The organism is Lysobacter fragariae, from assembly GCF_054779775.1.
The window spans coordinates 1-14,144 of sequence record NZ_BAAGXP010000013.1; the positions used below are offsets into that span (position 1 = coordinate 1).

General features: G+C 66.7%; 14 protein-coding genes. 6 read left to right on the plus strand and 8 right to left on the minus strand.

The annotated features are described in order from the left end of the window. Positions 1-325: 325 nt before the first annotated feature. Positions 326-772: a DUF192 domain-containing protein gene (locus ACYVD7_RS13525; protein ID WP_460764257.1), complete on the plus strand. Its 447-nt coding sequence runs from the start codon at positions 326-328 to the stop codon at positions 770-772. A 4-nt stretch (positions 773-776) separates the two neighbouring features. Here the strand turns inward: ACYVD7_RS13525 and ACYVD7_RS13530 are convergent, their stop codons facing one another. After that, positions 777-1,040, minus strand: coding sequence for a rubredoxin (locus ACYVD7_RS13530; RefSeq protein ID WP_460764259.1), 264 nt, complete (start codon positions 1,038-1,040; stop codon positions 777-779). Here ACYVD7_RS13530 and thiE point away from each other — a divergent pair. After that, positions 1,039-1,662, plus strand: a complete 624-nt coding sequence (gene thiE / locus ACYVD7_RS13535) for a thiamine phosphate synthase (RefSeq protein WP_460764261.1) — start codon at positions 1,039-1,041, stop codon at positions 1,660-1,662. The two genes, ACYVD7_RS13530 and thiE, sit on opposite strands and share 2 nt — an antisense overlap. Before the next feature lie 34 nt (positions 1,663-1,696). Further along, a complete protein-coding gene (gene hemL / locus ACYVD7_RS13540; RefSeq protein WP_460764263.1) occupies positions 1,697-2,986 on the plus strand; it encodes a glutamate-1-semialdehyde 2,1-aminomutase in 1,290 nt (429 codons plus the stop codon). Between the two features lie 114 nt (positions 2,987-3,100). Here hemL and ACYVD7_RS13545 read toward each other — a convergent pair whose 3' ends face one another. The 3 genes from ACYVD7_RS13545 to ACYVD7_RS13555 form a co-directional block, all read right to left on the minus strand. Next, positions 3,101-4,324, minus strand: a complete 1,224-nt coding sequence (locus ACYVD7_RS13545; RefSeq protein WP_460764265.1) for an acetylornithine/succinyldiaminopimelate transaminase — start codon at positions 4,322-4,324, stop codon at positions 3,101-3,103. A gap of 132 nt (positions 4,325-4,456) precedes the next feature. Continuing rightward, complete coding sequence (locus ACYVD7_RS13550; protein WP_460764267.1) at positions 4,457-4,873, minus strand: VOC family protein; 417 nt, start codon at positions 4,871-4,873, stop codon at positions 4,457-4,459. A 190-nt stretch (positions 4,874-5,063) separates the two neighbouring features. Further along, a complete protein-coding gene (locus ACYVD7_RS13555) occupies positions 5,064-5,723 on the minus strand; it encodes a protein kinase family protein (RefSeq protein WP_460764269.1) in 660 nt (219 codons plus the stop codon). Between the two features lie 140 nt (positions 5,724-5,863). On the opposite strand from ACYVD7_RS13555, the gene ACYVD7_RS13560 reads away from it, so the two are divergent. Then, complete coding sequence (locus tag ACYVD7_RS13560) at positions 5,864-7,849, plus strand: bifunctional DedA family/phosphatase PAP2 family protein (RefSeq protein WP_460764271.1); 1,986 nt, start codon at positions 5,864-5,866, stop codon at positions 7,847-7,849. 125 nt (positions 7,850-7,974) lie between these two features. On the opposite strand, the gene ACYVD7_RS13565 is transcribed toward ACYVD7_RS13560, so the two are convergent. From ACYVD7_RS13565 to ACYVD7_RS13575, 3 genes are all read right to left on the minus strand, one after another. Further along, entirely contained in the window at positions 7,975-8,553 is a 579-nt protein-coding gene (locus ACYVD7_RS13565) for an LON peptidase substrate-binding domain-containing protein (protein WP_460764273.1), read from the minus strand. Positions 8,554-8,641: 88 nt separating this feature from the next. Then, complete coding sequence (locus ACYVD7_RS13570) at positions 8,642-10,039, minus strand: Mur ligase family protein (RefSeq protein ID WP_460764537.1); 1,398 nt, start codon at positions 10,037-10,039, stop codon at positions 8,642-8,644. 195 nt (positions 10,040-10,234) lie between these two features. Further along, the gene (locus tag ACYVD7_RS13575) at positions 10,235-10,813 is read right to left on the minus strand and encodes an adenylate kinase (RefSeq protein ID WP_460764275.1); all 579 of its coding nucleotides are present in this window, start codon (positions 10,811-10,813) and stop codon (positions 10,235-10,237) included. A 180-nt stretch (positions 10,814-10,993) separates the two neighbouring features. On the opposite strand from ACYVD7_RS13575, the gene ACYVD7_RS13580 reads away from it, so the two are divergent. Next, positions 10,994-12,277 (plus strand): 6-phosphofructokinase, encoded by a 1,284-nt coding sequence (locus ACYVD7_RS13580; RefSeq protein WP_460764277.1) that lies wholly within the window; start codon positions 10,994-10,996, stop codon positions 12,275-12,277. Positions 12,278-12,437: 160 nt separating this feature from the next. Further along, on the plus strand, positions 12,438-13,355 hold the full coding sequence (locus ACYVD7_RS13585) for a hypothetical protein (protein ID WP_460764279.1): 918 nt from the start codon (positions 12,438-12,440) through the stop codon (positions 13,353-13,355). A gap of 115 nt (positions 13,356-13,470) precedes the next feature. On the opposite strand, the gene ACYVD7_RS13590 is transcribed toward ACYVD7_RS13585, so the two are convergent. Beyond that, positions 13,471-13,977: a hypothetical protein gene (locus ACYVD7_RS13590; protein WP_460764281.1), complete on the minus strand. Its 507-nt coding sequence runs from the start codon at positions 13,975-13,977 to the stop codon at positions 13,471-13,473. Positions 13,978-14,144 lie beyond the last annotated feature (167 nt).

Genomic DNA, 14,144 nt, shown 5'->3' on the forward strand with positions numbered 1-14,144 from the left:
GCACATCATACAGCGAATTTCCGGGCCGTCAACACCTCACCGCACCCTTTTTTCGCCTCCCCTGCCTCGCCGTTCTGCCCCAAAGAGCGTCCCGGTTGGCGGGGCCGCGCATCTTACCGGATGTTCCGAAACCGTCAACCGTTTTCGTAACCCCTTCAGTGCGCCCCGTCGAAGGAAACTTCGTCCACCTCGGCGGGGCGCGCATTGTGCACACGCACAATGATTTTGGGAAGGGGTTGAAACACGAAAATTTCAACGTCCGGCTCTTGACGCCTCGCCGGCTCGTCGCAGATGGTCAGCCACCCCTGCAAACGGAACCTCGACGATGCCCCTGATGCGATTGCTCCTGCTGGCCAGCGCCGCCCTCTCCGTTGCCGGATGTGCGGGGGCGGGCAACTGGGTGGAGCTGGGAGGACACCGTTATTCGGTGGAACTGGCTGACGACGACGCCGAGCGCGAAATGGGCCTGATGTTCCGGGAGAGCATGGCCGCCGACCACGGAATGCTGTTCATCCACGACACCCAGGACATGCAGGCCTACTGGATGAAAAACACGAAGATTCCGCTGGATATCCTGTATTTCGACAATGCCCGCAAGCTGGTCACCCAGCAGCGGGACGTTCCGCCGTGCGCATTGGGCAACGGCTGCCCGCCCTACCCCAGCACGGCGCCGGCGCGCTACGTGCTGGAACTCAATGCCGGCCAGGCGGCGCGGCTGCGGCTGAAGGACGGGGTGGAAATGAAGTTCGGGCCGGGAATTCCCCAGCCCTGAAGACTCAGACCTGCATCATCTCGAAGTCGTCCTTGGTGACGCCGCAGTCCGGGCAGGTCCAGGTATCGGGGATGTCCTCCCAGCGGGTGCCCGGAGCGATACCCTCTTCGGGCAGTCCCTTGGCTTCGTCGTAGATGAATCCACAGACGACGCACATCCAGGTGCGGTAGGTAACGGTCGCGGCAACTTCACTCATGGGTCGATAATGCAGGCTATGCGCGTTGGCGGAGCGCGCATTGTCTCCCCCGGACCAAGGATGCTCAAGCATGAACCCGCGCTGGAAACGCCGCGGCCTTTACGCCATCACCCCGGACGAGCCGGACACCGGACAGCTGCTGTCGCGCGTGGAAACCGTGCTGCGCGCCGGCGCGACATGGCTGCAGTACCGCAACAAGGCGGCCAGTGACGACCTGCGCGCGGAGCAGGCGCTGGCCCTGCAGCCGCTGTGCCGCGGTTTCGAGGTCCCGCTGATCATCAACGACGACTGGGCCCTTGCAGCCGCCATCGGCGCCGGTGGTGCACACCTGGGCCAGGACGACGGCGAGCTCGCGCTTGCGCGGCATGACATGGGCGGAGGAGCGATCCTCGGCGCCTCCTGCTACGACCAGCTCCGGCTCGCGCGCCAGGCCGTGTTCGCCGGCGCCAGCTACGTGGCGTTCGGCGCCTTCCACCCCTCGCCCACCAAGCCCAACGCACCCCGCGCCACCCTCGAACTCCTGCGCGAAGCCGCCTCCCTGCCCGTGCCCAAGGTGGCGATCGGCGGCATCACCCCCGACAATGCGCGCCCGCTGGTCGAAGCCGGCGCGGACCTGGTCGCCGTGATCAGCGGCGTATTCGATGCGCCCGATCCGGCCGCCGCCACGCGCGCCTACCTGGCCTGCTTCGACTGAGCAGACCCGCCCTTTTCCGGATTTCCTGAAGACCATGAACAACGATCGCTCGCACGACCTGTTTTCCCGCGCCCGGGAACTGATTCCTGGCGGCGTCAATTCGCCGGTACGCGCGTTCAAATCGGTCGGCGGCGAGCCGTTCTTCGCGCAGCGCGCGGAGGGCGCGTACCTGTTCGACGTCGATGGCAACAAATACATCGACTACGTGGGTTCGTGGGGACCGATGATCGCCGGCCACGCGCACCCGCAGGTGCTCGATGCGGTCGCCCGCACGATGCGCGACGGCCTGAGTTTCGGCGTGCCCAATGCACTGGAAGTGACGATGGCCGAAGCCATCACGCAGATCGCGCCGAGCTGCGAAATGGTGCGCATGGTGAATTCCGGCACCGAAGCCACGCTCTCTGCCATCCGCGTGGCGCGCGGTGCGACGGGGCGGTCGCGCATCGTGAAATTCGAAGGCTGCTACCACGGTCACGGCGACAGCTTCCTGGTGAAGGCGGGCAGCGGCGTGATGACGCTGGGACTGCCCAATTCGCCGGGCGTTCCGTCCGCGTTGGCCGATCTGACGCTCACCCTGCCGTACAACGATTTCGATGCCGCAACGAAATTGTTCGACGAAGTCGGCGGTGAAATCGCCGGCCTGATCATCGAACCCATCGTCGGCAACGCCAACTGCATCCTGCCGCGCACCGGTTACCTGCAGCACCTGCGCGAGCTGTGCACGAAGCACGGCGCGCTGCTGATCTTCGACGAGGTGATGACGGGATTCCGCGTCGCGCTCGGCGGCGCGCAGCAGCTGTACGGCATCCGCCCGGACCTGAGCACGTTCGGCAAGATCATCGGCGGCGGCATGCCGGTGGGCGCCTACGGCGGCCGTCGCGACCTAATGGCGCAGGTGGCGCCGAGCGGCCCGATCTACCAGGCCGGCACGCTCAGCGGCAATCCCGTGGCGATGGCAGCGGGCCTGGCCACGCTGGACCTGATCCGCGCCCCCGGTTTCCACGACGCGCTGGAACGCAGTACGCAGGCGCTGTGCGATGGACTGGAGGCGGCCGCGCGCGATGCCGGCGTCGCCTTCACCACCACGCGCGCGCCGGGCATGTTCGGCCTGTATTTCCGCGAGGGTGCAGTGGAAAGTTTCGAGGACGCGAAGGCGTCCGACACCGCCCGATTCAACCGCTTCTTCCACGCGATGCTCGAGCGCGGCGTGTATCTGGCACCGTCGGCGTTCGAAGCGGGCTTCATGTCCAGCGCGCACGGCGAGGCGGAAATCGCACACACGCTGGCCGCGGCACGCGAAGCGTTTGCGGAAGTGGCGAGCTGAATTCCGCGCGAATCAACACCTTACGCGACGAAAAAGCCGGCGTTTCGACGCCGGCTTTTTTGGTTTGCACACCCAGGAACATCCGACCCTGAACCGGCGGACGGTGTTTCGCGCTTACGCGGTCACGAATGCGCGCAGCGCCGCGCGCAACCGCGACATGCCTTCCGCGACATCGGCATCACTGATGTTCAGCGCCGGCACGAATCGCAACACGTCCGGCCCCGCCTGCAACGTCAGCAGGCCGTGTTCGGCGCAGCAATCGAGAATCTCGCCCGCCTTGCCGGCATGGGCCTCGCGCAACTGCGCCCCGATCATCAGTCCCATGCCACGGACTTCGGAGAACAGACCCAACTCCGCATCGATGGCAGTCAAGCCGTCGCGGATGGCCTGCGACTGGCGCGCGACATTCGCCCGCATGTCGGGCGATGACAGCTCGCGCAGCGCCGCGCGCGCCACGGCCGCGGCCAGCGGATTGCCGCCAAACGTCGTGCCGTGCGCGCCGAACTGCATCACGTCCGCCGCCTTCGCACCAACCAGCATCGCGCCGATCGGGAAGCCACTGCCCAGCGCCTTCGCCAACGTCACCACATCGGGCGTCACGTCGAACGCATGCGCTGCGAACAGCTCCCCGGTGCGTCCCATGCCGCATTGGATCTCGTCAAAAACCAGCAACGCGCCGTGGCGGTCGCACAAGCTACGCAGCCCACGCAGGAACTCCGGCGTTGCGGGCGTGACGCCACCTTCGCCCTGCACCGGCTCGACCAGCACTGCGCAGACATCGCCCGCGGCCATGGCCGATTCGACGGCGGCGAGGTCGTTGAAATCGCTGTAGGCGAAGCCCGGCGGCAACGGCTCGTAACCCTCGTGATACTTCGGCTGCGCCGTCGCGGTGACGGCAGCAAGCGTGCGTCCGTGGAAGCTGCCACGGAAACTCAGGATCGTTCGGCGCTCGGGTGGTCGCCCCTGCGCGGCAGCCCACTTGCGCACGAGCTTGATCGCAGCTTCGTTGGCTTCCGCACCCGAGTTGCAGAAAAAAACGCGTTGGGCGAAGCGCGACGCGGACACCAGTTCTTCCGCCAGCCGCAGGGTCGGTTCGCTGACGAAGACATTGCTGGTGTGCCACAACTTGCCGGCCTGCTCCGTCAATGCGGCAATCAGGGCTGGATGCGCATGGCCCAGTGCATTCACCGCGATGCCGGCGCCGAAGTCGACGTACTCGTGGCCATCGCGATCCCAGATGCGCGAGCCTTTGCCGTGATCGAGCACGATCCGGCGCGGGCGGTACACCGGCAGGAAATAGCGTTCGGACAGGGCAAATAGGTCAGCGGAAGTGGTCATCGGGGCAGCGTGGCGGGAAAGTGGCGATTTTCGCCGATTGCGGGGCGCTGCGCTTGTCGCGTTCTGCCCGATGTCCATCCGCCCCGGCCGCCGGACTCCGAAGCGCAGTCGCGACCTGCGCGGGAATGGCGGCTACCAGCGGCCCGTGTTCGGCATCGATGCCCAGGGCTCGGCCGGCGGCAGGTGGCCGTCCTGCAGCAGCTCGATCGAAACCAGGTCCGGCGAGCGCACGAAGGCCATGTGGCCGTCGCGGGGCGGGCGATTGATCGTGTAGCCCATCGCCTGCAGGCGTGCACAGGTTTCGTAGATGTCCTCGACGCGGAAGGCGAGATGGCCGAAGTTGCGCGCCGAGCCGTAGTCCTCGTCGTCGTAATTCCAGGTCAGCTCGACCTCGGCATCGGGCGTGCCGGGCGCGGCGAGGAACACCAGCGTGAAACGGCCTTCCGGGTTGTCCATGCGACGGGTTTCGACAAGACCCAGACCGTCGCAATAGAAACGGAGCGAGGCAGCGAGGTCACGCACGCGGACCATGGTGTGGAGGTATTTCATGGCTTCTGATTAGGATTCGGGATTCAGGTGGATCTTGCCTGTGTTTGTCATCCCCGCGAAGGCGGGGACCCAGCGCCTTTGTTGCCGGTTGTTTCCAAGAGAACGTCCCTGGATCCCCGCCTTCGCGGGGATGACGATCCAAGGAAAGCGCCAAAGAGGCGGCACAACACCAGGGCAATTCCGTTACCGGCTACGGCTTCGGCCCCTGCCCTTCGTTGTCTTCCCATTTCAGCACCTTGCGGGTGATGAACCGGTACACCGGCTTGCCGGTGGCGAACCACACCTCGCGCAACCACGAGTGGCGCTTGAGCACGCGACGCTCCACCGGCGTCAGCGCCTGCGGGCAATAGGTGCGCTTGTGCTTGAGCAGGTGGCGCAGGTCCTCGCGCGCCAGCAGGCGCATCCACGGCGAACGCGGGCGGCCGCGCGTGGCGAGCTGGAAATCGATGATCGCCGGCGAGCCATCGGCGAGCACCAGCCAGTTGGCTTCCTTGGCCAGGTCGTTATGCGCCAGGCCCCTGCGATGCAGCTTCTGCAGCAACCGCCGCGCACCATGGAAGTACGCGACGTCGTTTCGCGGCGGACGCTGGTACATCGCCGCGCCGTCGAGGTAGCTGCGATCCAGCCGCCTGCCATCCCAGCGCAGCAGTTGCGGCATGGCCGGCAATCCGCAGACCCGCTGCAACGCCTGGGCTTCGCGGCGCGCGAGCCACCACGCCGGCAGGCGCAGCCACAGCGGCACGTGCACCAGGTCGCGGCGGACGAACAGGCCGTCGCCGTCCTGCATGAGTGCGATGCGGCCGAAGCTGTCGGCCTTGAGCGCGGCGATTTCAACGGGTTGTGATGCCATGGCGCCAGTTTACGTCGCGCGGGTGGCGAATCCGAAAAGCGCCGCATGGCGACCATGCGCGACTATCCGGCACGTGCAGGTTTCCTCGCACCGCGGGCGCCGCGGTATCGCCTGCAAGCCAGCCCCGCCATAATCCGGGCATGGACTTGACCTGGATCGAAAGCGCCAGCGCGTGGATCAGCGCACATCCGCTCGCTGCGGGCGCTGTCACCTTCCTGATTGGTTTCTGCGACGCGCTGGTGATCCTGGGCTTCTTCGTCCCCGCGCTGCCGCTGCTGTTCGCGGTAGGGACGCTGGCCGGGCTGGGCCACGTCAATGGTCCCTATGCGCTGGTGTGTTCGACGCTCGGTGCGTTCTGCGGCGACGGCCTAAGTTACTGGATCGGGCATCGCTACGGCCCGCAGCTGAGGCAGCGTTGGCCGTTCGTGCGCTACCCGGATTGGCTGGACCGCGGCGAGACGCTGTTCCGTCGCAAGGGCATGCGCAGCATCTTCATCGCGCGCTTCATCGGTGCGGTGCGGCCGTTCGTGCCGGCGATCGCCGGCATGCTGCGGATGCCGTTGCGCAAATACGTGCCACCGAACCTGTCCGCCTGCTTCCTCTGGTCGGCGTTGTTCCTGGCGCCGGGTTGGGCACTCGGGGCCTCCTACGACGCTGTCGCCGCGGTCGCCGATCGCCTGGCGCTGGTGCTGGCCGGACTGGCGCTGGCAGTCGCGCTGGTGTGGGCCTGCGTGCTGTACACGTGGCGCTGGTTCGCCGGACACGCGGACAACCTGCTGGCCCGCGCGCTGAAGTGGACGCGCGCGCATCCACACCTCGGGCCGTATGCCGAGGCATTGATCGACCCCAACCGCCCCGAATCCCCGTCGCTGCTGATGCTTGCGGTGTGCCTGCTGGCCATCAGCTGGGCGTGGTTCACGCTGTTGGCGTCGTTGCTGGCGACCGGTGGCCCGCTGGCGCTGGACCACACCGTGCACGACTTCATGTGGCAACTGCGCAATCCGCTCGCCGACCGCCTCATGGCCGGCCTGGCGACGCTGGGCGACGCGCAGGTGCTGGGCCCCGCCGCGCTGGTCGCATTGCTGTACCTGCTGTGGCGCAAGCGCTGGATGGCCGCGGCGCACTGGATCGCGGCGATCGTGTTCGGGCTGGTGTTCACCAACGGACTGGAAGCGCTGATCGACATGCCGCGTCCGCCGACGGCGCCACAGGGATTCGGGTTCCCTTCGGTCGCGGTGACGATGACGACAATTGTCTTCGGCTTCTTCGCCGTGCTGATCGCACGCGAACTGCCGGGCCGCCAGCGGGTGTGGCCGTACCTGCTCGCGGGCGTCGTCACCACCGTGGTCGCATTCGCCCGCCTCTACCTGGGCGCGCATTGGCCGAGCGACCTGATAGGCGGCACGCTGTTCGGCATCGCGTGGCTGCTGGCGCTGGGCATTGCATATCGCCGCCACGTCGCGCGTTCGTTCTGGATGCGGCCGCTGGCGTTCGCGTTCTACCTGGTGTTTGCCATCGCGGCGCTGTGGCACGCGCCGCGCAATGCCGACCACATGCTGGCGAAATTCGCGGCCGCCGCTCCGACCACCACGCTCGCGGCGAATGACTGGTGGCAGCACGCCTGGACGATGCTGCCCGCGCAGCGCAACGAGGGCGACGCCCGCCGCCGCTGGCCGCTGGATGTGCAGGTCGCCGGACCGCTGCCGCCGCTGCAGCGCGCGCTGGAAGCCCAGGGTTGGCGCGTACAGCCGCAAGCCAACTGGGTGACGGCGCTGGGACTGCTCGACGACAAGCGACCCGTGCGCGACCAGGTGGTGTTGCCCGCGACGCTGGATGCGCGCCCGGAAGCCCTGCTTCTGGTGCACGAGGGCAATCGTGCCAATGAACGCCTGGTGCTGCGCCTGTGGCCCGCGCCGGCGACGTTGTCCGATGGCACATCGTTGTGGATGGGCACGGCCCAGACGCTGCAGTTCCGCAAACCGCTGCGCACGATCTCGCTGTGGTTGCCGGTCGCCGACGGCGGCGCGGCACATGCGCGCGTGCGCGAAGCATTGCAGGGATTCGAGCAGGTCGAGGCGGCGCATCCCGATGGCGGCGGCAGAGTGATACGCCTGCGCACGAAGTAGAGCGGTTTCAGACCGCCATCACGGTGAATTGCCCAGAGTCCCGCAGGGCGGGTTTTGACCCGCCGCGTGGGAATCGAGAAACCAGCCTCGACGCCGGAACACAAAACGGCGGGTTAAAACCCGCCTTACGACACCAAAGTGAGCAGCCGATCGAGGCGAGCATGGGGATCGTCGAACTGCAACAGCTCCTGCCGATGCGATTCGTGCAGCGGTAGCAGTTCGGCCAATCGCCAACCGACCCACGCGGCATCGTCGAACGACGCGCGCGCCGCCTTGGCGTATTCGCCACCTACTTTTTCGATGATCGACTCCAGCAGCACCGGCAGCAGGCCATGCTCGGGACGCACGACATCGGCGGCATCGGCATCGCACCAGCGCACGTCGGCGACCTGCAGGCCGTTGTCGCGCACGCGCGTGCGCTCGACATGGAAGCGCCGCGTGCCGCGCACGCGCAGCGTCAGCAGGCCGTCGTCGCCCTGTCCGAAGTCTTCGATCAGCGCCTCGGTACCGAACGCCGCGGCAGTGGCGGGTTCGCCGACTTCCTCGCCCTGCAGGATCAGGCAGATGCCGAAGCTGCGGCCATTGCGTCCGCAGTCGCGCACCAGATCGAGATAACGGGCCTCGAAAACACGCAGCCCCAGCGCGGCGCCCGGCAGCAGCACGGTGCGAAGCGGGAACAGGCTGAGGCTCTCGGTAGCGGGCATGGCCAAAGTCTAAACCACGGTCTGCGCAGCAGAATTCACCGGCAAGCGCGGTGCAATCAGATGCGACGGGACTGGCCCGGCGCCCGGATCAGCCTTCGCGCAACGCTGCCAGGAAACGCCGCGGCGCGCCGTCGAAACCACCATTGGACATGAACACGACGTGGTCTCCGGCGCGGACGCGTTCGCGCAGCACCGCGATGAGATGGTCGACATCAGGCACCGCGACGCCCTCGCCCCGCAGGCCGCTCACGACCTTGCCCGCATCCCAGGCCAGTTCCGGGCGATGCAGGAACACGACGACATCCGCGATGTCGAGCGACGGCGCCAGTGCGTCGGCGTGTGCGCCCAGGCGCATGGAATTGCTGCGCGGCTCCATCGCGACCACGATCCGCGCATTGCCGACTTTCGCGCGCAATCCGGCGAGCGTGGTCGCGATCGCGGTGGGGTGATGGGCGAAGTCGTCGTAAATCGTGACGTCCCGTGCCTGGCCGATCACTTCCATGCGGCGCTTCACGCTGCGGAACTGTGCCAACGCCGGCAACACCGACTTCACGTCGACGCCCACCGCATTCGCGGCGGCAAGCGACGCCAGCGCGTTCATCACGTTGTGGCGGCCCAGCAATGGCCAATGCACTTCGCCGATCTCGTTGCCGTCGTGGACGACAGCGAACGCGCTGCCGTCCTCGTTGATCAGGCGCGCGGTCCAGTGGAACGTCGCGCGGGCAGCGGATCCTTCATCGGCGCGATCGCCGTGCGACTGCGAGACGGCCGACGACGGAATCAGGCTCGCATCCAGGCCGAACGTTTCTACCGGCGTCCAGCAGCCCATCGCCAGCACCTCGGCCAGGTACCTGTCCTCGCCATTGACGATCAGGCGGCCACGACGCGGCACGGTACGCACGAGGTGGTGGAACTGGCGCTGGATCGCGGCAACGTCCGGGAAGATGTCGGCGTGGTCGTATTCCAGGTTGTTGAGGATCGCCACCAGCGGCTTGTAGTGGACGAACTTGCTGCGCTTGTCGAAGAACGCGGTGTCGTACTCGTCGGCCTCGACCACGAATTCGCGGCCCGTGCCACGGCGCGCGGACACGCCGAAGTCCTCGGCGACGCCGCCAATCAGGAAGCCCGGCTCACGACCGGCGGCCTGCAGCAGCCAGGTGAGGATCGTGGTGGTGGTGGTCTTGCCGTGCGTGCCGGCGACGGCGAGCGTGTCGCGACCAGGCAGCACGTTCTCGGCCAGCCACTGCGCACCGGAGTTGTAGGCGCGACCTTCGTCCAGCACCTGCTCCACCGCGGCGTTGCCACGCGAGAGCGCATTGCCGATCACGATCTCGTCGCAGTTGGCGGAAATGTTCTGCGCCGCATAACCCTGGCGCAGCGCGATGCCCAGCTGCTCCAGCTGCGTGGACATCGGCGGATAGATGTTCTGGTCGCTGCCTTCGACCTCATGGCCGAGTTCGCGCGCGAGCGCGGCGACGCCGCCCATGAACGTGCCGGCGATGCCAAGGATGTGGAGTTTCAAGAGCGGCAACCTCTGCAGGATCGCGACAACGCCGGACGAAGCGGTTCGCAGGCGGCTTCAGTGCTCCCTCGACGGGAGCTGGAGTAACGGATAGCAACAGGGTGGAGGAATGTCCCCACCCGACCCTCCCCCGCATGCGGGAGAGGGGGACAAACGACTTCAGCCGATCTCGTGCGCGGGCACGATCGCCTCGACGATGCGCGCGAACACTTCGTCCAGCGAACCGACGCCATTGACCACGGTGAGCTGGCCCTGCTGGCGGTAGTAATCGATCACCGGCGCGGTCTGGTCGTTGTAGACCTGCAGGCGGGTACGCACGGATTCCGGGCTGTCGTCGGCGCGGCCTTCGGCCTTGGCGCGGCCGGCGATGCGATCGACCAGCAGTTCGGTCGGCACGTCGAGCTGCACGGCGTAGTCCATCGGCTGGCCGATGCGCTTGAGCAGCTGGCCCATCGCGTCGGCCTGCGCGAGGTTGCGCGGGTAGCCGTCGAGGATGAAGCCGTTGGCGGTGTCGGGACGCGAGAAACGGTCCTCGAGCATGCCGAGCAGGATCGCGTCGCTGACCAGCTCGCCGCGGGCCATGATCTCTTTTGCTTCCAGGCCCAGCTTGCTGCCAGCGGCGACTTCCGCACGCAGCAGGTCGCCGGTGGAGATGTGCGGCACCTGGAGGTGGTCCTTGAGTCGGGCGGCCTGCGTGCCCTTGCCGGAACCCGGGGCGCCGAGCAATACCAATCGCATCAACATCTACTCCTGAGGAATTGTCATCCCGAGCGCACCGGTGAATCGGGTTGCGGCCGGTCGCGCTGCGCTCGGGATGACAATACCGCGCGGGGGCCGGCGCTACACTGCCGCAGGCCGTCGCGGGGACGAAAAACAAGGCGGCCAGCTTACCGCATCCAGCCTGGAGCATTGATTCATATGGCCAAGGGACAGAGCAAGGGAAACACCACCGGCGGCACCCTCCTGTACGCGCAATCCGGGGGTGTCACCGCGGTGATCAACGCCACCGCCTCGGCCGTCATCCAGACCGCCCGCGCCCACAAGGTGAAGGTGCTGGCCGCCCGGAACGGCATCCTGGGCGCCCTGCGCGAGGATCTGATCGACACGTCCAAGGAGTCCGCAGCCGCCATCCGCGCCCTGGCCCATACCCCGGGCGGTGCGTTCGGCTCCTGCCGGGTCAAGCTGAAATCGCTGGAACAGGACCGGGCGAAGTACGAGCGCCTGCTCGCCGTCCTGCGCGCCCATGACGTGCGCTGGTTCCTCTACAACGGTGGCAACGATTCGGCCGACACCGCGCTGAAGGTGTCGCAGCTGGCGGCCGAATTCGACTACCCGCTCACCTGCGTGGGCGTGCCCAAGACGGTCGACAACGACCTGGCCGTGACCGACTGCTGCCCCGGCTTCGGCTCGGCCGCCAAGTTCACCGCGGTGTCGGTGCGCGAGTGCGCGCTGGACGTCGCCGCCATGGCCGACACCTCAACCAAGGTCTTCGTCTATGAAGCGATGGGCCGCCACGCCGGCTGGCTGGCCGCGGCCGCCGGCCTGGCCGGAAACGGTCCGGATGAAGCCCCGCACCTGATCCTGTTCCCGGAGCGTCCATTCGACGAAGCGGATTTCTTCGCCCGGGTGAAGGCGACCGTGGAGCGCGTCGGTTACTGCGTCGTCGCCGCCAGCGAAGGCATCCAGACCGCGGACGGCCGTTTCGTCGCCGATGCGGGCGGCGGCAAGGATTCCTTCGGCCACACGCAGCTGGGTGGCGTCGCGTCGCACCTCGCGGGTCGGGTGAAAGACGCGCTCGGCTACAAGGTGCATTGGGCGCTGCCCGACTATCTGCAGCGTTCGGCGCGGCACATTGCTTCGAAGACCGACCTCGCGCAGGCACAGGCCGTCGGCAAGGCCGCGGTGGAGTTCGCGCTGAAAGGCATGAACGCGGTGATGCCGGTGATCGTGCGCACGAGCGACGCGCCCTACCGCTGGAAGATCGAAGCCGCGCCGCTGGCGAAGATCGCCAACCATGAAAAGAAGATGCCCGCGAACTTCATCCGCAAGGACGGCCATGGCATCACCGACGCCGCGCGCCGCTACCTGGAGCCGCTGATCCGCGGCGAGGCGCCGCCGCCGTACGGGCGTGATGGGCTGCCGAAATACGTGGTGCTCAGCAACGTTGCGGTGAAGCGCAAGCTGGCTGGCTTCAACGGCTGAGGCGAGGTTCCCGACTTTCGTCACAGAACGTTACTCGATTGACACGGCGCGCGGCGTTATTGCTCAATTTCGCGGCCGGCCGGAATGCTGTGCGCCATCTCGGCCATGCACCAGGGGAAGGAAGCTGCATGGCTGTTCAGAACTACTAGGGGAATCCTGCGTGAAGCAAACGATGCTCGCATGCGCGCTCATGGCCGCAACTTTTTCTGCAGCAGCAAAAGACAAGATGATTCCGCTTGCGGAAGCCGACGCCACCGCACTGAGTGGCAAGACCATTGCACTGACCGTGCATGAGCGCCCCAGCTTCACCGCGATGACCGCCGGCAAGGCAAGTTTCGGCCTGTTCGGCGCAGGCGCCATGATTGCCGCCGGCAACAAGCTCGTCGACGAGAACCACGTCGTGGATCCAGCCGAAATCGTTCGGTCAAACCTGACGGCAGCGCTGCGCGATGCCTATGGGGTGCAGTTGCTTGCAACAGATGCGACTGCAACAAAGGCAACAAAGCCGAAGGAAATTGCCACCCTGCACCCCGAGGCCGACTACGTCCTCGACGTGCGCTCCGGCGGATGGATGTATGCCTATTTCCCGACGGACTGGAATTCGTACTGGGTCGCCTACAGCGTCCAGGTGCAGTTGATCGACACAAAGACCAGCCGACAGGTCAGCAATGCCGCGTGCAATTCAAACACGCACGAAAATGCAAACCCTCCGTCGCGTGACCAGCTCCAGGCCAATGGCGCGCAGTTGCTGAAGGACGTGACCAGCAGCCTGGGTTGGACCTGCGTGCAGCTGCTGGCCAAGGAACAGTTCCACGTTGCTCCGGAAAAGGTTGCTGCCACGCCGGCGGCGCTTGTGAATCCGTTGGCCAATATCGCCGCAGCGCCTGCGGCATCTGAAGGTGGCACCACTTCCACCGTCGTTGCGGCGCCCGCAAGCGCCCCGGCGGCGGCAGCCACAACCGATGCGGTCAATGCGTCGGGAACGACGCCTGCGGACGGCGCAACGGCACCCGTTACCGGCCCAGAGACACCTGCGTCGGCCGACACGTCCGCGAGCGGAAACGACGCCTCGCGCTAGGCCAGCTGCTGCACTACAAGGGCCGCTTCGTCGGCCCTTGTAGTTTTCGACGATCGCGAACGAACTTATTGCTCATTCGAAGCGGCAGCATGCACCTGCCCACGTTCAAGCCAGATCAGCCTCCGCAGGCCTTGCCTTCCAGCTCCATCTGCGCGGCATACATCGTTACTTTCGGCGCGCCCCGCGCCTTCGCCTGTTCGTTGGCATCCTGCAAGTAGATGCGTGAACGGCCCTGCGCATCGAGTTCCGGCGGCCTGACCTGGACCGGCTTGCGCCACACATGCACGACTGCCTGAAGTGATGGACATTGCCCACTGGGGACACGGATCACGTCGTTGAGCTTCCAGCCCTTCTCCCGCGATGGCTTCGCCTTGTCGAAGGCGACATAGCGCGCACGCGGTTGACAGTTGGGATGGCTTTTCACCGGGGCGAACCGGTACGGCTGCGTCGCATCGCCGGTGAACACGCCCTCCAGGCGCGCGCAGGCTTCGGGTATGCCGCGTACGGTGTGGACCACGCCATCGGCCATGGGCGTGCCGACGGGGCGCGTGATTTCCGGCGTCGGTTGGGCGGCGTTCGCACCCATGCTCGCCAGCGCCGCCAGCACAAGGATCAATCGCATCACAACTCCTGGACGCAGGGCACTGCCCCGGAACGCGCGCAGGCTGGCACAGGCGGCCTGAACCTCTCCCCGCGCGGCGCGCGCGATGCATCCGCGCCGATGCTTCCAGACGCCGGCGCAGTTAAGGGCATCGTCCTCGTGCGCAACACGCGGCCGTGATCCCCGTC

Excerpts from the sequence above, each read along its gene's own strand:
- ACYVD7_RS13525 (WP_460764257.1), top strand. The coding sequence starts at position 326 with ATGCCCCTGATGCGATTGCTCCTGCTGGCCAGCGCCGCCCTCTCCGTT.
- thiE (WP_460764261.1), top strand. The coding sequence starts at position 1,039 with ATGAACCCGCGCTGGAAACGCCGCGGCCTTTACGCCATCACCCCGGAC.
- ACYVD7_RS13530 (WP_460764259.1), bottom strand. The coding sequence starts at position 1,040 with ATGCTTGAGCATCCTTGGTCCGGGGGAGACAATGCGCGCTCCGCCAAC.
- hemL (WP_460764263.1), top strand. The coding sequence starts at position 1,697 with ATGAACAACGATCGCTCGCACGACCTGTTTTCCCGCGCCCGGGAACTG.
- ACYVD7_RS13545 (WP_460764265.1), bottom strand. The coding sequence starts at position 4,324 with ATGACCACTTCCGCTGACCTATTTGCCCTGTCCGAACGCTATTTCCTG.
- ACYVD7_RS13550 (WP_460764267.1), bottom strand. The coding sequence starts at position 4,873 with ATGAAATACCTCCACACCATGGTCCGCGTGCGTGACCTCGCTGCCTCG.
- ACYVD7_RS13555 (WP_460764269.1), bottom strand. The coding sequence starts at position 5,723 with ATGGCATCACAACCCGTTGAAATCGCCGCGCTCAAGGCCGACAGCTTC.
- ACYVD7_RS13560 (WP_460764271.1), top strand. The coding sequence starts at position 5,864 with ATGGACTTGACCTGGATCGAAAGCGCCAGCGCGTGGATCAGCGCACAT.
- ACYVD7_RS13565 (WP_460764273.1), bottom strand. The coding sequence starts at position 8,553 with ATGCCCGCTACCGAGAGCCTCAGCCTGTTCCCGCTTCGCACCGTGCTG.
- ACYVD7_RS13570 (WP_460764537.1), bottom strand. The coding sequence starts at position 10,039 with ATGGGCGGCGTCGCCGCGCTCGCGCGCGAACTCGGCCATGAGGTCGAA.
- ACYVD7_RS13575 (WP_460764275.1), bottom strand. The coding sequence starts at position 10,813 with ATGCGATTGGTATTGCTCGGCGCCCCGGGTTCCGGCAAGGGCACGCAG.
- ACYVD7_RS13580 (WP_460764277.1), top strand. The coding sequence starts at position 10,994 with ATGGCCAAGGGACAGAGCAAGGGAAACACCACCGGCGGCACCCTCCTG.
- ACYVD7_RS13590 (WP_460764281.1), bottom strand. The coding sequence starts at position 13,977 with ATGCGATTGATCCTTGTGCTGGCGGCGCTGGCGAGCATGGGTGCGAAC.